The organism is Ornithinibacillus sp. 4-3 (assembly GCF_040958695.1).
Classification (GTDB): domain Bacteria; phylum Bacillota; class Bacilli; order Bacillales; family Amphibacillaceae; genus CALAMD01.
Genome location: NZ_CP162599.1, coordinates 340,755 through 361,780 on the forward strand (window position 1 = coordinate 340,755; position 21,026 = coordinate 361,780).

A 21,026-nucleotide genomic window follows, 5' to 3' on the forward strand; every position below is an offset into this window, starting at 1 on the left:
AGTACGCTCTGTTCCCAAGAATCTCCCACTTCCATCAGATCGTGAGGTCGATAAGTGGGGGTAGTTTAATAAACGGAATTAGCAGAGTGGCTACATCAAGTTTAATTTGAAATTTAAAAAATAGCTTTACATTGTATTTTGTTTTATGTATATTGAATATACCTAATAATTCTAGGTAGGTGAATAAAATGTTTAATCGTGAACTTGTTAAAGGCAGTACATCCATCTTAGTATTACAGCTACTAGCTGAGCGAGATATGTATGGCTATGAGTTGGTTAAAGAAATTGAGCAACGCAGTGATAATCATATTCAGATGAAAGAAGGCACATTATATCCAGGTCTTCATAAGCTGGAAAAACAAGGGTATATAGAGCATTATTGGCAGCAACAAGAAAAGGGACCAGGGCGTAAATATTACAGAATTACTGCAGAGGGTTGCGAGATGTTATCTGAGCGTACATCAGAGTGGCATCGTTATGTGCAAATTATGAATGGCTTAATTGGAAGAAATGAAGTATGAATCCAGATGGAGAGAAATTTCTTCAAGAGCTAGAAAAAGAAATTGGTAATCATCCAAACAAACAGGATATTATCGCAGAATATAAAGGGCATGTATATGAATTGCTGCAGGAAGTTTCTGATGAAGAGAAGCTTTTATATGATGAATTAATAAGTCGCCTAGGTACACCACAAGAAATCGCCAAGTTATGGAAGCAAGAAAGTGGCGTTACACCAAAGAAGGTTCAATGGTTGTTTGTCGTTTCTAATATTATTATTTTTGTCGGCGGTTCCTTGCTGACAATCGTGTACAATTTCTATAATTGGAGTTGGATTGAAAATATCTGGAATATGCTGACACAAGTACCAACCATTCTATTTATTGTGTACATATTATTCTGGGCATTGCTCGGCTATGAAATTGGCAAAGAGTTTGGGTATAAAGGTTATCGCATTTTACAAAAGACGTTTTTATTATCGATTATTCCTAATTTAGTGTTGATGTATTTGGTTATTTTTAAGATACTTCCACACGAATGGTTTCAACCATTACTGAATATACCGTTTATCGTCATGTGTGTTTTGTTTACAGCAATACTTTATCCAATAAGCTTGTTAGGGTATTATTGGGGAAAGAAAGTTTCAGTCTAAATCAATGGAATAAAAAATCAATAGGAACGACTAGACATTGTTCCTCGTTTTTTATAATTATATACATAGAATTTCTATGTATATAGCATTTCTATGTTGGGAGGGTTAAAAATGGAGATTAAAATTGAGAAGAGAGATATGCTGTTTTTATTGATTTGTTTAGGATTAGGATTATTAGCAGAGCTTACTTTTTTACACGGGGTTATAGGAATTGCGTATCCGATATTTATTCTTGGTTTTTATACTGTACTATTTATGAAGTTTCGTCTAAGATTTCATCACCGTCGCATAGGATTATTATTTATGGCGGCAATTTGGATGCTAAGCATGAGTTTTGTATTGTATGATAATTTTCTGTTTTACCAGTTAAATATCTTGTTAATTCCAATCTTAGTATTAGCACATATCGTTTTAATCACTAGCCCAAATACATACGAATGGAACACACCAAAATTTATTTTACTTGTTGCTGCAAAGCTTGGAAGAGGAATAGAGTATAGTGCGAGCTTTGTAAAAGCAGCATTAAAGAAAGCTGGAAAGACGGAAGAAGGGTGGAAAACGTGGCGACTTGTTTTTATTGGTATATTAATTAGTACACCACTACTTGTGGTTATTTTAAGCTTATTAATGTCTGCAGATGCTGTATTTAATGATATGATGAGTCGTTTCTTTCCGTATATTTTCGAATTTACGTGGGTGGAAGATGCCTTTCGTATTGTTTATGTCATCATTGCAGGGATGCTGTTTTTTGGCGTATTTCAAGTGCTTACAAAGCAGTCGAGATTAATTAAAGCAGAGCCAGTAGAAAAGAAGGTGCATGAGTGGTCAAGTGTTATTGCAATTACGATTCTAGTCATGCTTAATGCTGTATTTGTTCTATTTGTTGCTATTCAGTTTACATACTTCTTTAATGAAAACCTAATCGAAGGATTTACTTATGCTGACTATGCACGTCGAGGATTTTTTGAATTAGTATTTGTAACGATGATTAATTTTTCTTTGTTAATATTATTTTTAAAGCTAGTAGTTACACCAAAAAAAGGTGAGAAGCTTACTTTAAAAATTCTATATTCTTTATTAGTTGTTGTGAGCGGAATTATGCTTATTTCTGCATATCAGCGTTTGAGCTTGTATGAAGAAGCATATGGTTTTACCTTTGATCGCTTATTAGCACGCACCTTTATGATTTTCTTAATTGTCATTTTTGCATATACCTTTATTCGCATTTGGTTAGAGCGTTTATCATTAATTCATTTCTACTTAATACTTGGTTTGTTTTATTATGCATTTTTGAATGTGATTCATTTAGATCAAATTGTGGTGAATAAAAACTTAGAGCGCTATGAAGAGGTAGGGAAAATTGATATTTATTATTTAGAATCTCAATCCTATACCGGAATTGATGGATTGATGCGATTATATGAAAAAGATCCAGATTACCCTGAACTAAAGCAGCTCTTACAAAGGATTGAACTAGAAGAATTACCAAATTGGCAATCCTATAATATTACAAAACATAAAGTAACGAAAAAATTTAATGAAATGACGTTTGAATAATGAGAGGAGAAAAAAGCTCATGAAAATTATTGCTCCACAACATATTGCGATTACGATGGATGGAAATGGTCGATGGGGAAAAGAACGTGGAAAAACCCGTAGTGAAGGACATTATGCTGGTGCGCAAACAATGGAGCACATTATAGAAGCAAGTAGAGATCTAGGAATTAAAATTCTTACACTCTATGCATTCTCTTCAGAAAACTGGAAACGTCCATTAGAAGAAGTAAATTATTTAATGTTTTTACCAATTAAGTTTTTCAAACAAAAGCTACCGATTTTTATGAAAAAAAATATTAGAATTATGATTTCAGGGGATTTAACCAAGGTTCCAAAGCGAACTCGAAATGCAATCACAAAAGCGATTGAAAAAACAAAACATAATACGGGAATTATTGTTAATTTTGCCTTTAATTATGGGGGACGTGATGAAATTCTCCAAGCCATGCGTCGAGTCATTCAAGAGGTGAGAGAGAATAAGGTGCACCCAGAGCAAATTGACGAAGAGCTAGTGCAGCAATTTCTCTATACCAGTGAATTACCTGATCCTGATTTATTTATTCGTACAGGAGGGGAAAAGCGATTGAGTAATTTCTTGCTTTGGCAAGCAGCTGATGCGGAATTATATTTTACAGATCAATATTTTCCGGATTTTACAAAGGATTTCTTACTCGAGGCCATTTATGAATGGCAACGCAGAAAAAATATCGATCAGTATGATGTGTTGAGAAATACAGTGTGATTGGAAGGGCATGGATTTAATTCCGTGCGTTTCTAAAAAGATAAAGTGTTAAAGTACTTTAAACAAGAAGGAACTTTAACACTTTTTTAACATCAATCCTTGGGAGCTATACGATCGATGTTTTCACACATGGGGTTTTCATGATCCTGAAAAATGTAGCTTTCTTCTTGTGGTTCTTCTGCACCGCGATTCCAAATAATTTTTAATGTAAATTGATCAAAACAGACTTCCTCTATTATTCTTTGTTGATCTAATTTGACTTGATATTCATCTTGATTTTGGGAAAAGATGGTTTTGTTCAACGGCGTTACAGTATATTTTATAGGATCACCATAAATCATTTCAAAATTAAAACCTATCGAATCATCGACTCCTTTTAGACGATTAAATCTAAAAATATTTTCCTCCGTAAATATATGTTCTGTTTGATATTCTTTAAGATGTAATCTAACCTCCCAATTCTCTGATTTATCTTGGAATTTTTTTTCATATAATTCAACTTCCTCATTTTCTGACTCCATTTCTCCAACTTCTGGTCCAAGTTCTTTTAGACTGCAGGCGCTTATAACCAATAAAATTATAATGAACGGTAAGGCAACCCTTTTTTTCATGAAAAGCATTCCTTTCGATGGGTTCTCTTCTTTAGCACTGAATCTTATATTAGAGGATTTTATTGAAGCATCAAAAATATGAAGAATCCACACAGTTTAGTTGATGTCACCAGTTGAGATTACTTCTAGGGGCCATAATAACGATGTGTTCACACTGTGGATTTTGATCATCTTGAAAAACGAAGCTTTCCTCTTGTGACTCACCCTCCTGATCTTCCCAATGAATTTTTAAGGTCAATGTACCAAAACATACTTCTTCTATCATTCTTTGTTGAAATGCTGTGTCTATAAACTCTGCTTGATTCTGCAAGGTAATTCTATACCCTGCCCCTATACCTCCCCTCATAGGGTCTCCATAAATCCAATCATACTGAAAACCTAATCCTTCATCTATTTTTTTTAAATATTTAATGGTTAAAGTATCTTCTTCATAAGGTGCTTGGTTTCTTCTATAAGAGCTCCAAGTCTCGCTTAATTCTCTAAGATGTAATTTAACCTCCCAGTTTTCTGATTGATCTATGAATTCCTTATCATATAATCCAACTTTTTCATCTTCTGGTTTCCTCTCTTCATCTTTTAAACCAAGTTCTTTTAGACTACAGGCGCTTATAAAAAATAAAATGATAATGAGCGGTAAAACAATCCTTTTTTTCATGAGAAGCATTCCTTTCCATGAATTTTCTCATTGGGTACTGAATTGTATATCGGGAGATTTTGTGGAATGTCTGTTGGAGTATTTTAAGAGTTATTTTCAATAATATCTTCTGCTAGTGCTTTAGCTTCTTCCTGAATATTATCAGATTGACCACGATTAAGATATTCTATACTATAACCTACATCGTCAAAATTTATAGTCATTATTACAAAATCAAAATCTCGTCCATCTCCTTTTTCATAGTATACGTATTGGACGTCGTGTCCTAAAATATCAATGACTTCTCCATCCTGCATATTAATTCCTTCAGGATATATTTCTATGAAAATAATCCTACCTTCCAGATACATATCACCATATAGAAATTTTCTATTGAGAGGGTCATTTTCTTCAAATTCTTTTCTCATTTCTTCGTCTAACGTCTCTAACTCATCCAAAGACTCAAAGTAACTTATGGTTGCTTTATGAGGTTCTTCATCTCTAACACCTTCGGGAAAATATTCCAATAACACGGTGCCAAGTTCATAATCTGTCTCTGGAATATACGGTGAAATGCCCAAATGTTCATTGATGATTGCAGATACTTCTGATGTATCCGCGCCCTCGCTGGTACTTCCTGTAGTGCCACAACCTGTCACCACAAAAACAAATGCTATAAGTACACCAATCATTTTCTTCATAATTCTAAAACCTCCTTTCCATCATTTTATTTATAATGATTATTAAATACTATTATTTCATAATTATTAGTCAAATCCAAACATCGCAAATGTTTGAGACAGTCATTTAAGAAGAAATAATATCCATGATTATCAACATAAGATATAATAGAGAAAAGATTGAATTTTACGAAGAAGAGGAGTGTGGCATTTGATTACGCTACAAGATGTAAAAGCCGCTCAAGAGAATATTGCTGACATTACCCGGGTAACACCAATCTTTACTTCGGAACAATTATCAGAAGTATGTGGAATGGAGATGTTTTTAAAATCGGAGCACTTACAAAAGACAGGTTCTTTTAAAATACGTGGTGCAACAAATAAAGTGAAGCAAGCTGTAAAAGAAGGTGCAAAATATATTACTGCAGCTTCGTCTGGTAATCATGGTCAAGCTGTTGCATATATTGCAAATCAATTAGGTGTTCCTGCCACAATTGTTGTTCCAGTGGATGCTAGTGAATGTAAAATTAACGCGATTAAAGCATATAATGGAAAAGTTGAGAAGTGTGGCACAACTTCAGCAGAACGCTTGCCAAGGGCAATGGAGCTTGCTGAGGAAATGGAAGGTGTATTTATACCACCATATGATGATCCATTAATTATGGCAGGACAGGGAACAGTTGGTTTGGAAATCTTAGAACAGGTGAAGGGTGTTGACGCAGTATTGATTCCTGTTGGTGGTGGGGGATTAATTGCTGGAAATTTAGTAGCCATTAAGGAATCTAATCCTAATGTGAAGGTTATTGCGGTAGAGCCAGAAATTGCACAGGATACCTATTTATCGATACTAAATCAGAAAATCACAGCAATTCCAGCGACAAATACAATCGCAGATGGCTTAAGAACAAGCCAACCAGGAGAATTAACTTTTCCAGTATTACAAAAGTATTTAGATGATATTGTGCTTGTTAGTGAAGAAGAAATTCGCAATGCCTTTTCTTTTGTAATGGAGCGTATGAAGCAGCTGATTGAGCCCTCAAGTGCCACAACGATTGCTGCAGCTATGCATCATAAATTAGATTTAAAAGGTAAACGTGTAGTGAGCTTGATCTCAGGTGGAAATGTAGATTTAGAAAAAATATCTGGATTATTGAAGTAGAAAATTTAGGCTGTTGTACAATGAGGAAACTTATTGTGCAACAGTTTTTTTATGAACGCAAAAAGCAAGCAGACTCTAAAAGCATGCTTGCTTGTATTCTACAAACTTAATAAAAGGTCCCTATTTTGATTAGAACGTTTAATTTAAATAAATCTTTAGCTTTAATTCAGTTATTAGTTTGCCTTTAAATAAGTCCAAACCGCATTGGTAAACAATTGTACCTGTGCTATAAATGATTCCCCTTCAAATGAGGTTAGAAATGGTTTTAATAGGTTTTGTACAACAACTTTGCGAATAGGCTCTCGTTCTAGTTCAGATATAATTACGTCAAATAGATTCTGTTGATCCTCATTGAAATCATAATGTGTTTGCAATTCTTTTGCCATAGCTAATAGTTCGGTGTGAGTCATTAATTTTTTATACACATTCGTTGTTAGTAAATCGATTGAGAACCTATTCAATATCGTGTATTGAGTTTTTTCCATTTGAGAAATTAATAATTCTACATAAGATAATAATGTTTCTATTAACTTGTGTGAAGAGAATTGGCTATTGGTAACATTTAAGGTGAATAACATATGTTGAAGCATTCCAAAATAAAGGATTGTTGCCTCTGTTGCGTACTCTCTAATATCTTCTCCCATCACATCTACTAAACGGTTTGCCATCCATTCCATTTCAATCACTCTATGCTGCATGACCAGTTTTTTTAAATCAGCTTGATCGGAGGATAAAATATTTTCAAATAAGGTACGTAAATTATTTTCCTCATTTAACTTCATGATGATTGTAATTTGCTCGATTAAGACATCACGATCTTTTTCGTCCTGACCGATTTGCATCGCAACACGTCGTTGACTGGCATCATAGCGAATATTTTCTAATATTTCTGCGATACAATCATTTTTTGAAGAAAAATAATTGTAAAAGGTTCCTTTAGATATTTCTGCTTTATCAATAATTTCTTGAATGGATGTATTCTGAAATCCTTTATCAATAAATAGCTTTAATGCAATATCAGCTACTTTTCTTTTCCGTTCATTCATTTGATCACCCTGTCTTTCTCTACCTATAGTATACGTTTCCGAATGATAAAAAACAATTTTTTGAACTAATGGTATAAAATAATTGAAATAAATATACTATAGGTATAAAATGTGTAAGTGCGAAACATTTTAGTAAAGATTAGAGGGAAAATGATGACTACACAAACAAATTAAACACCATATGTGATGCTTAGTATTTTGTTCGTTGGAGCTTTTGTTTCTTTTTTGAATAATTCATTACTAAACGTAGCTCTTCCATCCATTATGGTTGATTTAGAGATTGAGAATTATTCGACTGTGCAATGGTTAGCAACAGGTTATATGCTTGTAAGCGGGATTTTAATACCTGCTTCAGCTTTTTTAATTACACGCTTTTCGAATCGGAAGTTATTTATTACAGCTATGGCTATATTCAGCTTAGGTACAGCTCTTGCGGCTTTTGCACCTAACTTCGGTATGCTACTGGCAGGGCGGATGGTTCAAGCGGCAGGTTCTTCTGTAATGGGGCCTTTGTTAATGAATATTATGCTAGTTAGTTTTCCACGTAATAAACGTGGTACAGCGATGGGTGTGTTCGGTCTGGTTATGATTGTCGCACCAGCAATTGGTCCAACGCTGTCAGGATATATTGTTGAGTACCATAACTGGCGAGTGTTATTTGAAATGATTTTACCACTAGCTATTATCAGTTTAGTATTAGCTATTTGGAAGTTCCGTAATGTGATGGAGCAGGATAAACAGGCTTCACTTGATTATTTATCACTTGTTTTATCCAGTATCGGATTTGGTGGCTTGTTATATGGAGTAAGTAATGCTAGTGCCCATGGATGGAGTGACTCTATTGTTTTGACTACGATAATTGTTGGTGGGATCGCCTTGATTCTATTTGTGATTCGTCAGTTGAAGCTAGAAAATCCATTATTGGATTTACGTCCATATAAATATCCAATGTTTACTCTAGCTTCAATTATTATGGTAGTAAACGCGGTAGCGATGTTTTCAGGGATGATTCTAACACCTGCTTATATACAGGATGTACGTGGAATATCTCCTATGCATTCAGGTCTAATGTTACTACCAGGTGCTGTAGTTATGGGTATTATGTCACCAATTACAGGGCGATTATTTGATAAATTTGGACCTCGTGCTTTAGCTTTTGTGGGGCTTACGATTACAGGTGTATCTACCTTTATGCTGGCCCATCTTCAGGTTGATTCGGGTTATGCGTATATTGTGACTGTATACACTTTAAGAATGTTAGGAATGTCCATGGTTATGATGCCGATTATGACAAACGGCTTAAATCAATTACCAACTAGTTTAAATCCACATGGAACAGCGATTAACAACACAGCGCAACAAGTTTCAGGTGCACTAGGTACGGCAGTAATGATAACAATTATGAATTCAGTTACTACAACAAAGGGAGAAACATTAATGCAAGGCGTAGATCCATCTACTTTAAATGAAGCGGCCATGATGTCTGTGTCTCAAGAAGCATTACTGGCTGGTATCCAATATTCCTTCTACGTTGCCTTAGCTATTAATATATTAGCATTAATCTTATCCTTGTTTATGAAACGAGTCGATACAAGTGATCAGGCAGTGAAGAAAATTGAAAAAGAAGAAGGTGTAGTAAAACCTGCACTAACTTAAAACTGGCTGTTGTACCAATCAAAATGGTGCAACAGTTGTTTTTTTGTAACTTTTTCGATTCCTGATAGTCTAACTAAATATAAAGGGGGAGGGCTTAGGATGAAAAAGTGGAAGTTATTAAGTTTGTTCAGTGCTTTTCTATTTTTATTTATGATTATTCCAGCTGTTATTTTTGCCTGTGATTGTGCAATATCAGAGAGTCCAACAGAAGAATTAGAGAGAGTGTCCTCTGTTTTTTCAGGGAAGGTTATTGAGATTTATGATAAGAATAGTTCAAATCCTATCCAGTCGACTGCAGATGAATTAGTAATTAAAATAGAAGTCGATCAAATTTGGAAGGGACTAGAACAATCAGAAGTTCTTGTTTATACAGAAAGAGACTCCGCAAGTTGTGGGTATCCTTTTAGCGAGGGAAAGGAATATTTGATTTATGCAGTAGAGGATCAAGATGGTGATATGCGCGTATCTTTATGCTCGCGTACAGCAGAATTAAAGGATGCCACACTTGACTTAGAGGAGTTAGGGGAAGGTATAGCGCCAACAGAGGAAGTAAAGGTGGACATTCCAAAATCAGTTGTGGCTGAAAAATATTTTCTCCTATTGTTGTGATAGTTATCGTAGGAGTACTGATTATCAGTGTATTATTTTTACGTGCAAAACGGAGAAGGAATTAAAATTGTTATTTTCTTATAATTTATAATCTTTTACCATCTTATCCACATCATCCCCAGGGTTATCCACATGAAAAAGGGGATAACATAGCTTTTTTCTTTAGTTTTGCACAGTATCCACAGAAAATGGCAAAGTTATGCACATATTATACGCACAAAAAGAAGGTTGATTTGATAAGATTTTAAGATTTATTTCCCCAAGATATAAAAGTGCTGTGGATAATCTATAGATAAGTTTTGAACGAGAAAATTGAAAAAAATAACTCTGAAATGCATAAGTTTATATACATTTTCAGAGTTATTTTTAAATATTAGTAATAGGAGCGCGGCAAATACCAGCATGAATACTAAGTTGATTAAAATGATTTTTCACAAAAATCACAGCTTGTTTTTCATTTACTTCATTGATAAGTTGGTTAATCGAATCATGATCTACTTGTCCACTATTTAGTAGCTCGTCCACTGCCTGTTTGATTTCTTGTGGATAGACATTGGCAACAATGCTAGAAAGTCCATTAAATCCATGTGGAAAATTTGTAGCGAAATTCATGTCTGCGGCATGGAACATTATAAATCCTTCTGGAAAAGAATTTATTTGATGCCGATGAATATCTCCACTTTCTTTTAAACCTAATATATTAGGGTGCTTTTGGATTAAGGTTTGTACGGAATCTGCTGCTAGGTCAAAGCCTGTTCTTCCGGGATTATTATATAGAGCAACTTCTTTTGTAGAATATTGCATTAATGTATCCACATAATGAATAGCTTGTTCTTGAGTAGGACGGATATAAGGTGGGAACCCAAGCATAATAGCATCAAAAATAGTATTTTCTAGAGCTTGAACGAGACGAATAGCATCTTTTGTCCTTGTTGCAGCTACTCCGAAGATAAGCTCTACATCGTGAAATTCTGCTTGATGACTTTGAAAATAATCAATAATCTGTAGCCGTTCGTCGATGCTTAATGAATGTTGTTCTCCTGTAGAACCTGAAACAAGAAAAGATTCAATCCCATTTTGTTTTAGATGTTTAATAATATCTATAAAGACAGGGAAATTTATTGTTTCATCTTCATGAAAAGGTGTAGGAATTGCTACATTTAATGCTTTCAAATCGATATCCCCCTTTAAACTTAGTAGTTAATAACAGCATATCACGTCAAATAAGAAATGAGTATGAATTTTAGAAAAACTACTTTAAAAATATGAAGGAGCTTGTACTTTCTTCAGCTAGTCAATAACGAATTCAATGAACAAACGTACAGATAAGGAAACACTTTATGTTATACTATGGTTAATAAACAACACGTAGAAGGGATGATACATGTGGGATTAATTATTGGTATTGCAGTAATAGCTATCCTAGTGATTTATGCTATTGTTACATACAATAGTCTAATCAAATTTAGAAACTGGATTCAAGAAGCATGGAGTCAAATTGATGTTCAATTAAAAAGAAGACATGATTTAATTCCAAACCTTGTAAATACAGTAAAAGGCTATGCTACTCATGAGAAAGAAACATTAGAAAAAGTAATTCAAGCGCGTAGTCAATTAGTGAGTGGTAGTGCACAAGATCGAATTGATGCAGATAATGAAATTCAACAAACTTTAAAATCTATTTTTGCCTTAGCAGAATCTTATCCAGATTTAAAAGCGAATCAGAATTTCTTAAGTTTACAAGAAGAACTAACATCTACAGAAAATAAGGTTGCTTATTCTCGTCAGTTATACAATAAAACAGTAGCAGAATATAATATCAAGCGTGAAACTTTTCCAACAATCATTTTAGCTAATATGATGAATTTTAAGCGACAAGAACAGTTAGAGATTCCTGAAGCAGAAAGAGAAGTACCAACTGTTGAGTTTTAAGCTTTTAAATATCAATTGCTTTTTGAAATGAGTATTTATATTTGGGTAAGTGATCTAGAATATTTCTGTTTTAATCATAATAATGCTTATAAACAAAACTTCTCATCATATGTGTGTTCAAAAGGAGGGGCATATGCTTTATAAACAAATTCAAACAAATAAACGAAAGACAATGCTCTTGCTCTCATTTTTCACATTAATAGTTGTTGGAGTTGGTTGGGCGATAGGCTATTTAGTCAATAATGATTCTTTAACGGGGATCATTATTGCGCTTGTTATATTAGCTTTTTATCTGCCGATTACATATTTATCCGCAACATCACAAGTGCTATCCATGTCTGGGGCAAAAGAAGTGACAAGAGAGGAATATCCACAGCTGTATGCGGTTGTGGAGGAGCTTTGTATCGCTTCTAGGCTACCAATGCCGAAAATTTATGTGATAAATGATCCATCACCCAATGCTTTTGCTACAGGATTAAAGCCTGAAAAAGGTGTTGTTGCTTTTACAACAGGGTTATTGGAGACATTAAATCGCGAAGAATTAGCTGGGGTAGCTGCACATGAGTTAGCCCATATTCGAAATTATGATATTCGTTTGATGACTATTTGTATTGCGTTAGTTGGTGTGATTGCTATTCTTGCTGATTTCGGTACGCGAATGATGTTTGGAAGAAGACGTGGTAATCAGAAGTCTCATCCTGCATTACTTATTATTGCACTAGTATTTGTCATATTATTACCATTTGTATCACGATTTGTTCATCTTGCAGTTTCGCGAAATCGCGAGTACTTAGCTGATGCAACAGCTGTTGAATTTACCCGAAATCCAACAGGACTAATTAACGCATTAGAGAAGATAAGTGCAGATCCTAGGGATGTAAAAAAAGCGAAATCTGCTACAGCGGCGATGTATATTGATCGACCGACTGGACGTAAATCAAAAAAACGCTCTAGCTGGTTTGCGACACATCCCCCAATGGAAAATAGAATTGAAAGATTACAGAATATGTAATAAGGATAAGTAGAGTCCGGAAAAATATTGTATCAGGAGAAGATAATAGTGCCTATTAAGATACCTTTACAATTACCTGCAAATGAGAAATTAAGACAAGAAAGAATATTTGTGATGGATGAGGAACGAGCACGAACTCAGGATATTCGTCCATTAAATATCGTGATTGTAAATTTAATGCCAGAAAAAGAAAAAACAGAATTGCAGCTTTTACGATTGTTGGGAAATAGCCCATTACAGGTGAATGTAACCTTTATGCATGCTGCAACACATCAGTCTAAAAATGTAAGCAAATCACATTTAGATACATTTTATACGACATTTGATCATATCAAGGATCGTCGCTTTGACGGAATGATTATTACAGGAGCACCAATTGAGCATTTAGAATTTGAACAAGTGAATTATTGGCCAGAGTTAACGAAGATCATGGATTGGTCTAAGGAAAATGTTACTTCCGTTCTGCATATTTGTTGGGGAGCACAGGCTGCACTTTATCATCATTATGGTATTAAAAAATATGATTTATCTGCAAAGTGTTTTGGTGTGTACCCACATGATGTGAAGGATCCAAAAATAGAGCTTGTTCGTGGCTTCGATGAGCAATATTTTGCACCACATTCACGTCATACCTTTGTATCTAAAGAAGAAATAGAAAGTAATCCAAATTTAATGATTTTATCGGAATCAGAGGATGCTGGAGTTTTTCTTATCAAATCAGTAGATGATAAGCATGTGATGGTGACAGGTCATTTAGAGTATGAAGCAACAACTTTAGCAGAAGAGTATCAACGTGATATAGATAAAGGGCTAGAAATTGATGTTCCAGAAAATTATTTTAAGAACAATGATCCAGCTGTGCGCCCGCTAAATACATGGCGATCACACGCACATTTATTATTTTCAAATTGGTTAAACTATTATGTTTACCAAGAAACACCATATGTTTGGGAATAAAAATAAGGATTCAGAAAATCAGTCTATGCTGATTTCTGAATCCTTTTTTACTGAGTAAGAAAAGTATATAAAATTTACGCAAATTAGTGCTTATTCAGAGATAGAGCTGTCTAGCTCCGAGCGCCAAAAACTAAGAGATTTCGCGTCACGCCCTACAATAAGTCAACATCGGTTCGTGACCTCACCGTGTTTCCTTTATCTCGGTTGTGCCACTCCAATCCCTACGTTTTCAAACGGGCGCTCTGCGCTTTTCTTATCAGCTTACCGTCTTGCATATAAAGGATGCGATTGGATAGCTTTTTTGCTTCCTCATGATTATGTGTGACCAAAATAATCGGTATTTGCCATTGTTGATGGATACGAAGTAATTCCTCATGACTTTTGAATCTGTTTGTCTCATCTAGAGCAGAAAACGGTTCGTCCAATAATAAAATCTCTGGCTCTGTTGCTAACGCGCGAGTAATAGCAACGCGCTGTTTTTCTCCTCCAGATATTTGATGAGGGTATTTTTCTGTTAAATGTTCAATATGAAGTTCTCTCATTAAATCTTGAGCAAATGCTTCAGACTTCATTCCATAAGCAATGTTTTTCCATACTGTCATATGTGGGAACAGGGCATAGTCTTGAAAGAGATAGCCGATTTTTCGATTTTGTGTAGGAAGAAGGACCTTCCCATTTTGAAAGAACACCTCATCATTCCATTGAATTACTCCACGCTCGGCTTTACTTAATCCAGCAATGCAATTTAAGATAGTTGTTTTGCCAGAACCAGAAGGGCCAAATAAAGAAATAATTTCATTTCCAACCGTAAATTCTACATCGATTGAAAAATGGGCTAATGATTTATAAAGTTGAACATGTAACATGCTCTTCACCTCTTCCTAGCTACTATCGATGATCATTGTATTTCATCATATTTCGGCGGCTCCACCAGTTTAACCATAGCATTGTACTAAAACCTAATAAAACAATAATAATGACCCAGAATGTTGCTTTTTCCATATTTCCAGACTCTACTGCAAAATAAATGGCGAGTGGAATGGTATCTGTCACATTTGGAATATAGCCAGCAATCATCAAGGTAGCACCGAATTCTCCAAGTGCTCGGGCAAAGGCTAGGACAAGTCCGGCAAGTAACCCTGGCCAAGCTAGCGGGAAGGAGATTGTCCAGAAAACTTTCCATTTAGAGGCTCCCATCGTGAGTGCCGCATTTTCAACATTTGGATCATATTTTTGAAAGGCTGCTGCCGCGCTTTGGTACATTAATGGAAAGGATACAACGACAGCAGCAATAATCACAGCATACCAGGTGAAAACAACTTGAAAATCGAAAAATTTTAATAAGAATTGACCAATAAATCCATTTTTACCAAATAAATAAAGTAGCCCAAATCCAACTACAGTTGGCGGAAGAACTAATGGGAGCATAAAGATAGCTTCTAAAATACTTTTTCCACGAAAGGAATTGCGCGCAATAAATCTTGCTAGAAAAACACCTGTGATAAAAACAATAATTGTTGCGATTGCCGCTGTTTTAGCGGATAACCATAAAGGGGACAAATTCATATCCAGCATCTGCAATCACCTATTTTCTAATACCTATTTTCTAAAACCATATTTTGCTAAGATTTCCTGTGCTTCATCAGAATTCATATAGTCTACGAATGCCTTCGCTGCTTCTTCATGCTTGGTCTCTTTAATCACTGCAATTGGATAGGTGATCGGTTCATGAGATCCAGCTTCTGCTGTTGCTAAAATCTTAATCTCATCAGACTGTATCGCATCACTCTCGTATACGAATCCAATTTCTGCATTACCTGTCTCTACATATGTAAGCACTTGACGAACATCTTTCCCGAATACAAACTTTTCTTTTAGTGTATCCCATATATTTAAGTAACGTAAAGCTTCTTCTGTATATTCACCAGCAGGCACACTTTCCGGATTTCCAATAGCTATTTTTTCTACATCATCAGGTGCGATTTCCGTAAATGATTGGTATGCTATAGGAGAGGATTCTTCAGCAATGAGGACAAGATTATTTCCAGTTACATCAGATCGTGTATCTGCTAAAATAAATTCTTCCTCTGCTAGTGTATCCATCCAAGTTTGATTAGCAGAAATAAATACATCTGCAGGTGCTCCTTGCTGAATTTGCTGAGCAAGTGATCCAGAACCTCCGAGATTAAAGGTAAGTTCTACATCATGTTCTTCCTGATAAATTTCTTTAATTTCTTCCAAGGCATCTGTTAAACTGACTGCTGCTGAAATCGTTAAGGAAAATTTTTCTGTTTCCTCATTTTGATTTGCGCAACCTATTAAGAGAATGATTAGCATGATAAAGATGTAGCTTTTTTTCATATACAAAACCTCCTAGAAATATAGTTCTAATCGATTGGGTGAAGATAAGAAGATAAGCTTATTTATAAAACTAAATATAACTAATTATGTCTATTTATAACTAATTATAACTATTTTATATTTTTTCGTAAATAAAATAAATTTTTTGGAGTGTTGATATGGTACAAAATGAATCATATACACCAGAGGAAATTGCGAATTTACTGAAGGTTTCTAAGTTAACTGTGTACGATTTAATTAAAAAAGGAGAAATTATTGCTTACCGAGTAGGAAGGCAAATGCGTGTAGAAGCAGAAGAATTACAGCGCTACAAAAATCGTGGGCAAACAGCTAATACGCCACCAAAGCAGACAGAAGAAAAATATTCATCCTTTGTAATAAGTGGATTAGATACAAGCTTAGATATTTTAACTCGCGCATTAGAGGGTAAATTATTAGAAAGACAAGTTCTACGTTCTTATATGGGCAGTATGGATAGCTTGATTGCCATGTATAAGGGGCAGGCTGATATTGTAGGTACACATTTACTGGATGGAGACACAATGGAATATAATATTCCATATGTTCGTAAGCTTTTGGTGAGCCAATCATTTGTAGTGATACGCTTTATTCAGAGACAAGTTGGCTTTTATGTAGCAGAAGGAAATGAAAAGCAAATCAAAACATGGGAAGATTTAAAAAATCCTGGTGTGGTAATGGTCAACCGTGAGCCTGGAGCAGGAGCAAGGGTTTTATTAGACGAGAATCTTCGGTTAGCAGGAATAAATCGTCAAGAAGTAAAGGGGTACCATCAAGAATTGACAAGTCATATTGCAGTTGCCTCCGCTGTAGCTAATGGAAGGGCGGATGTTGGGATTGGTATTGAACAAACAGCCAAGCTAATGCCTGTTGATTTTATTCCACTCACAACAGAAAGCTATGATCTAGTAATGTTAAAAGATATGAAAAATACAAAGCTGATGGAATATGTGATTTCGATTTTACAAGATGATTATTTTCAGGAGGAAGTTCGTTCGTTAGGATATGATATCAAAGAGATGGGAACAATTATTTATGAACAATAATTTTCAAGTTTGACGAAAGTAATTTCTTATATTAAAATTAATTCGAGATATACTAATTTAAAGGATTTGATAAAGATGAGTAATAAAGAAGAGGAGCTTTCCTTAAAGCTATTTGTTGTTCTTTCACGTGCTTATCAGGCGATTCAAAAACAAGTTGCTAAAGATATTAAAAACTATGGTTTGAATCAAACTGAATTTGCTGTATTAGAACTGCTTTACCATAAAGGAGAACAACCGATTCAAATGATTGGACAAAAAGTATTACTAGCAAGCAGTAGTATTACGTATGTTGTAGATAAATTAGAAAAGAAGAATTTTTTAGAGCGTCGTGCATGTCCAACAGATCGTCGAGTGACATTTGCAGTGATTACAGAAGATGGAAAAAAACATATGGATCAACATTTTCCGAAACACCGTGAGGCACTGAATGAAATTTTCGGAGGCTTATCAGACGAAGAGAAAGAAACAATGATTAAACAGTTAAAAAAATTAGGATTTCACGCAGAATCTTTATAAGACGATGCGTGAAATCCTAATTTTTTTGTTTTTCATGCTGACAAAACTAACGAAAAAAACTTAGCTATGGCATAATATTAAGAAAGAATATCTGAGAAGAGGCGGTAGGATGACGGAGAAAAATGATGAAGTTATCAAGCAACTAGATACCAATCTACAAACAGGATTATCTAGTAGTGAAGCCAGAAGAAGATTAGATAAAAATGGACCAAATCAATTTGAAGAAGCAAAGGCTGCATCGATTTTTAAATTAATATGGGACCAAATGAATAGCTTGTTGATTTACATACTAATTATTGCTGCAGTAATTTCTGGTGTTGTTGGAGAACTGAGCGATGCTCTCATTATCTTTTTCGTTATTGCATTAAATGCTGTTATTGGTGTTATTCAAGAATCAAAAGCTGAAAAAGCATTACAAGAGCTAAAGAAAATGTCAACACCAAAGGCAGTGGTAAAAAGGGATGGAATTATTCAAGAAATTTTATCCGAAGAGATTGTTGTTGGTGATGTTGTGGTATTAGATGCAGGGCGTTATGTGCCTGCAGATGTATTATTAATAGAAGCTGCTAATTTACAAATTGAAGAGTCTTCTTTAACAGGAGAATCTATTGCTGTTGAAAAATCTACAGATACAATTTTGGATGAATCTGCACCATTAGGCGATAGAAAAAATATGGCGTTTATGTCTACTTTAGTTACTTATGGTCGTGGTGTGGGAGTTGTTCTACATACAGCAATGGATACAGAAATTGGAAAAATTGCTCGAATGCTAGGAGAACAGAAGAAAGAAACAACACCATTGCAGAAAAAACTTGATGAACTAGGGAAAATTTTGGGAATCGCAGCGATTGTAATTTCTATTATGATTTTTTTAATTGGTTTTTTCCAGGGACGCGATGTGCTAGATATGTTTCTTATTGCAGTTAGCTTAGCAGTTGCAGCAATTCCTGAGGGTTTACCTGCTATTGTAACGATTGTGTTAGCACTAGGCGTACAGCGTATGATTAAACGAAATGCCGTTATTCGAAAATTACCTGCTGTAGAGACACTGGGATCTGTAAGTGTCATTTGTTCAGATAAAACAGGAACATTAACTGAAAATCGTATGACAGTAACTCATGTATATACAAATGGTTTGTACACCCCTTTAAACGAATTAAATCAAGATCAACCGACAATATCCCGTTTTCTTACCGCCATGACATTATGTAATGATGCAACCGTGATAGGAGATAAAAAATCAGGTGATCCAACAGAAATAGCTCTTATTGAAGCAGCAGGTGCACATGGAGTGAGTAAGGAAGAGGTAGAGAAACAACAGCCGCGTATCGATGAAGCGCCTTTTGATTCTGAGCGAAAAATGATGTCTACCGTGCATCAAACAGAAGAAGGGAATTTCGTATATGTAAAAGGAGCAGTAGAAAGTATTTTACCTCGATTAACAGGGATAGATATTGACGGTGAAATACAGAATTTTACAGAACAAACTCAAGAAGAAATCTTAAAACAAGTAAATGAGATGTCAGAACAAGCATTACGAGTTCTAGCCATTGCTTATAAGCCTATTGATGTGATAAATCATGAATCTATTGAAGAAAACTTAGTCTTTCTTGGGTTAACAGGAATGATTGATCCGCCACGTGAAGAAGTGAAAGCATCCATTGATTCATGTAAAGAAGCAGGTATTCAAGTGATTATGATTACAGGGGATCATCATAAGACTGCTTTAGCGATTGCAAAACAATTGCATATCGCAACGCATGAGGATGAAACTATTACTGGTCAGGAATTAAATCAAATGAGTGATTCGAAGCTGAGAGAAAAGGTAGCATCCATTAGCGTGTTTGCTCGTGTATCTCCAGAGCATAAGGTTCGTATCGTTCAGGCATTAAAGGATAGAGGTAAAATTGTTTCGATGACGGGAGATGGCGTAAATGATGCTCCTTCACTAAAGCAAGCAGATGTAGGAGTTGCGATGGGAATTACTGGTACAGATGTTGCAAAAGGAGCGGCAGATGTTGTATTAACAGATGATAACTTCTCAACCATTACAGCGGCAGTGGAGGAAGGCAGAAATATTTATCAAAATATTAAGAAGTCCGTGCTTTTCTTATTGTCTTGTAATTTAGGAGAGTTAGTTGCGTTATTCATCGGGATTCTAATGGGCTGGCCAGCACCATTAACTGCAGTACAAATTTTATGGGTGAACTTAGTAACAGATACTTTACCAGCAATTTCTTTAGGAGTAGATACACAGGATCCTGACATTATGAAAGAAAAGCCACGAAAAGCAAAGGAAAAAATCTTATCACGAAAAAATGTATTCTTTAGCCTTTGGAACGGATTATTAATAGGTTTATTAACATTAGTTGCATTTACAGCAGGTCTTAAGGTCTACTCTGGTGCAGATTCATTATTCACGATGAATTTCGCTGACATTTCTGGAGAAGCATTGATCCATGCACAAACGATGGCTTTTATCACTCTGAGTGTAGCCCAATTATTCCATGCCTTTAATGTGCGAAGTGAAAATAAATCTATTTTCCAAGTAGGATTATTTTCAAATCGCTTCTTAGTTGGTTCAGTATTAATCGGACTATTGATTCAGGTGATTCTTGTTCATACACCGTTCTTTAATGATCTATTTGATATCCAGGCATTAAGTCTAAAAGATTGGATGTTTATATTAGGGTTATCTATTATCCCAGTAGTAGTGAATGAGGTAGTAAAAGCAGTTCGTCGTATTTCTTTATAAGACAACGCCCATTGGAAATCATTGTTTTAGATTTCCAATGGGGGTTTTTAGACTATATATCTTTAGACATTATAAAATCAACCTGTTCTTCATCACCCATATGGAAAGTATGCTCGCCAACCTTTGTAAAGCCAAATTTTTGATAAAAGGCAATGGCATTTTCATTCTTTTCCCATACACCGAGCCATAGTTTTTGCTTATTATTTTCCTTTGCAATATCTAGGGCCTTTTGAAAAAGTAATTTTCCTAAACCGTGCTTTTGGTATTCCTTTTTCACATAGATTCTTTCAATTTCAAATGATTCGTCACCCATTTCTTCTGATTGGGCATCGTACATATTTACTTTCAAATAACCAGCTAGTTCTGTCTCATTCAAATAAATAAAATAAAATTGGGAATGAGGCTGATTGAATTCCCGTTCTAGCTTTTCTATAGTGAAAGCTTCTTTTAAGTAATTTTGTAGATTTTCAGGTTTGTTTTGGTCCTTAAAGGTTTCATAAAATGTATCATAACTAATATCTTTTAATAAATGTAAATCTTCTAATGTACAAGGTCTGATAGTTGTTGTCATAAAATAATGCCACT

22 protein-coding genes are annotated in these 21,026 nt (G+C 34.9%); 13 read left to right on the plus strand and 9 right to left on the minus strand.

Features of this window, described 5'->3' with window-relative positions:
• Positions 1–188 precede the first annotated feature (188 nt).
• The 4 genes from AB4Y30_RS01805 to AB4Y30_RS01820 all read left to right on the plus strand — a co-directional run bounded on the left by AB4Y30_RS01805 (position 189) and on the right by AB4Y30_RS01820 (position 3,449).
• Positions 189–521, plus strand: a complete 333-nt coding sequence (locus AB4Y30_RS01805; protein WP_368653810.1) for a PadR family transcriptional regulator — start codon at positions 189–191, stop codon at positions 519–521.
• A complete protein-coding gene (locus AB4Y30_RS01810) occupies positions 518–1,150 on the plus strand; it encodes a hypothetical protein (protein WP_368653811.1) in 633 nt (210 codons plus the stop codon). The genes AB4Y30_RS01805 and AB4Y30_RS01810 overlap by 4 nt, the downstream gene beginning before the upstream one ends.
• A 111-nt stretch (positions 1,151–1,261) precedes the next feature.
• Positions 1,262–2,707: a DUF4153 domain-containing protein gene (locus tag AB4Y30_RS01815; protein WP_368653812.1), complete on the plus strand. Its 1,446-nt coding sequence runs from the start codon at positions 1,262–1,264 to the stop codon at positions 2,705–2,707.
• Positions 2,700–3,449, plus strand: a complete 750-nt coding sequence (locus AB4Y30_RS01820) for an isoprenyl transferase (RefSeq protein ID WP_368653813.1) — start codon at positions 2,700–2,702, stop codon at positions 3,447–3,449. Before AB4Y30_RS01815 ends, AB4Y30_RS01820 begins: the two co-directional genes overlap by 8 nt.
• A gap of 92 nt (positions 3,450–3,541) precedes the next feature.
• Here AB4Y30_RS01820 and AB4Y30_RS01825 read toward each other — a convergent pair whose 3' ends face one another.
• From AB4Y30_RS01825 to AB4Y30_RS01835, 3 genes are all read right to left on the minus strand, one after another.
• Entirely contained in the window at positions 3,542–4,060 is a 519-nt protein-coding gene (locus AB4Y30_RS01825) for a hypothetical protein (RefSeq protein WP_368653814.1), read from the minus strand.
• 106 nt (positions 4,061–4,166) lie between these two features.
• Positions 4,167–4,715 carry a hypothetical protein gene (locus tag AB4Y30_RS01830; RefSeq protein WP_368653815.1) on the minus strand — a complete coding sequence of 183 codons (549 nt, stop codon included), beginning with the start codon at positions 4,713–4,715 and terminating at the stop codon, positions 4,167–4,169.
• An 83-nt stretch (positions 4,716–4,798) separates the two neighbouring features.
• Complete coding sequence (locus AB4Y30_RS01835; RefSeq protein ID WP_368653816.1) at positions 4,799–5,395, minus strand: hypothetical protein; 597 nt, start codon at positions 5,393–5,395, stop codon at positions 4,799–4,801.
• A gap of 190 nt (positions 5,396–5,585) precedes the next feature.
• Here AB4Y30_RS01835 and AB4Y30_RS01840 point away from each other — a divergent pair, with 190 nt between their 5' ends.
• Positions 5,586–6,533 carry a threonine/serine dehydratase gene (locus AB4Y30_RS01840; protein ID WP_368653817.1) on the plus strand — a complete coding sequence of 316 codons (948 nt, stop codon included), beginning with the start codon at positions 5,586–5,588 and terminating at the stop codon, positions 6,531–6,533.
• Positions 6,534–6,706: 173 nt separating this feature from the next.
• Here AB4Y30_RS01840 and AB4Y30_RS01845 read toward each other — a convergent pair whose 3' ends face one another.
• Positions 6,707–7,579, minus strand: coding sequence for a TetR/AcrR family transcriptional regulator (locus tag AB4Y30_RS01845; RefSeq protein WP_368653818.1), 873 nt, complete (start codon positions 7,577–7,579; stop codon positions 6,707–6,709).
• A gap of 186 nt (positions 7,580–7,765) precedes the next feature.
• Here AB4Y30_RS01845 and AB4Y30_RS01850 point away from each other — a divergent pair, with 186 nt between their 5' ends.
• On the plus strand, positions 7,766–9,235 hold the full coding sequence (locus AB4Y30_RS01850) for a DHA2 family efflux MFS transporter permease subunit (RefSeq protein ID WP_368653819.1): 1,470 nt from the start codon (positions 7,766–7,768) through the stop codon (positions 9,233–9,235).
• 99 nt (positions 9,236–9,334) lie between these two features.
• Complete coding sequence (locus AB4Y30_RS01855; RefSeq protein WP_368653820.1) at positions 9,335–9,844, plus strand: hypothetical protein; 510 nt, start codon at positions 9,335–9,337, stop codon at positions 9,842–9,844.
• Positions 9,845–10,210: 366 nt separating this feature from the next.
• Here AB4Y30_RS01855 and AB4Y30_RS01860 read toward each other — a convergent pair whose 3' ends face one another.
• The gene (locus tag AB4Y30_RS01860) at positions 10,211–11,017 is read right to left on the minus strand and encodes a dihydrodipicolinate synthase family protein (RefSeq protein WP_368653821.1); all 807 of its coding nucleotides are present in this window, start codon (positions 11,015–11,017) and stop codon (positions 10,211–10,213) included.
• A 204-nt stretch (positions 11,018–11,221) separates the two neighbouring features.
• Between AB4Y30_RS01860 and AB4Y30_RS01865 the strand changes: the two genes are divergently transcribed.
• The 3 genes from AB4Y30_RS01865 (at position 11,222) to metA (ending at position 13,745) form a co-directional block, all read left to right on the plus strand.
• Complete coding sequence (locus tag AB4Y30_RS01865; RefSeq protein ID WP_368653822.1) at positions 11,222–11,776, plus strand: LemA family protein; 555 nt, start codon at positions 11,222–11,224, stop codon at positions 11,774–11,776.
• A gap of 133 nt (positions 11,777–11,909) precedes the next feature.
• Positions 11,910–12,788 (plus strand): zinc metalloprotease HtpX, encoded by an 879-nt coding sequence (htpX, locus tag AB4Y30_RS01870; RefSeq protein ID WP_368653823.1) that lies wholly within the window; start codon positions 11,910–11,912, stop codon positions 12,786–12,788.
• A gap of 48 nt (positions 12,789–12,836) precedes the next feature.
• Positions 12,837–13,745, plus strand: coding sequence for a homoserine O-succinyltransferase (gene metA, locus AB4Y30_RS01875; RefSeq protein ID WP_368653824.1), 909 nt, complete (start codon positions 12,837–12,839; stop codon positions 13,743–13,745).
• 221 nt (positions 13,746–13,966) lie between these two features.
• Here metA and AB4Y30_RS01880 read toward each other — a convergent pair whose 3' ends face one another.
• The 3 genes from AB4Y30_RS01880 to modA are packed head-to-tail and all read right to left on the minus strand — an operon-like array spanning position 13,967 to position 16,106.
• Positions 13,967–14,611 (minus strand): sulfate/molybdate ABC transporter ATP-binding protein, encoded by a 645-nt coding sequence (locus AB4Y30_RS01880; protein WP_368653825.1) that lies wholly within the window; start codon positions 14,609–14,611, stop codon positions 13,967–13,969.
• A 22-nt stretch (positions 14,612–14,633) separates the two neighbouring features.
• Entirely contained in the window at positions 14,634–15,311 is a 678-nt protein-coding gene (gene modB, locus AB4Y30_RS01885; RefSeq protein ID WP_368655148.1) for a molybdate ABC transporter permease subunit, read from the minus strand.
• 33 nt (positions 15,312–15,344) lie between these two features.
• Positions 15,345–16,106, minus strand: coding sequence for a molybdate ABC transporter substrate-binding protein (modA, locus tag AB4Y30_RS01890; protein ID WP_368653826.1), 762 nt, complete (start codon positions 16,104–16,106; stop codon positions 15,345–15,347).
• A 158-nt stretch (positions 16,107–16,264) separates the two neighbouring features.
• Between modA and AB4Y30_RS01895 the strand changes: the two genes are divergently transcribed.
• From AB4Y30_RS01895 to AB4Y30_RS01905, 3 genes are all read left to right on the plus strand, one after another.
• Positions 16,265–17,170, plus strand: a complete 906-nt coding sequence (locus AB4Y30_RS01895; RefSeq protein ID WP_368653827.1) for a substrate-binding domain-containing protein — start codon at positions 16,265–16,267, stop codon at positions 17,168–17,170.
• A 75-nt stretch (positions 17,171–17,245) separates the two neighbouring features.
• Positions 17,246–17,686 carry a MarR family winged helix-turn-helix transcriptional regulator gene (locus tag AB4Y30_RS01900; protein WP_368653828.1) on the plus strand — a complete coding sequence of 147 codons (441 nt, stop codon included), beginning with the start codon at positions 17,246–17,248 and terminating at the stop codon, positions 17,684–17,686.
• A gap of 109 nt (positions 17,687–17,795) precedes the next feature.
• Positions 17,796–20,441 (plus strand): calcium-transporting P-type ATPase, PMR1-type, encoded by a 2,646-nt coding sequence (locus AB4Y30_RS01905; RefSeq protein ID WP_368653829.1) that lies wholly within the window; start codon positions 17,796–17,798, stop codon positions 20,439–20,441.
• Positions 20,442–20,493: 52 nt separating this feature from the next.
• Here the strand turns inward: AB4Y30_RS01905 and AB4Y30_RS01910 are convergent, their stop codons facing one another.
• The gene (locus AB4Y30_RS01910) at positions 20,494–21,012 is read right to left on the minus strand and encodes a GNAT family N-acetyltransferase (RefSeq protein WP_368653830.1); all 519 of its coding nucleotides are present in this window, start codon (positions 21,010–21,012) and stop codon (positions 20,494–20,496) included.
• Positions 21,013–21,026: the final 14 nt, after the last annotated feature.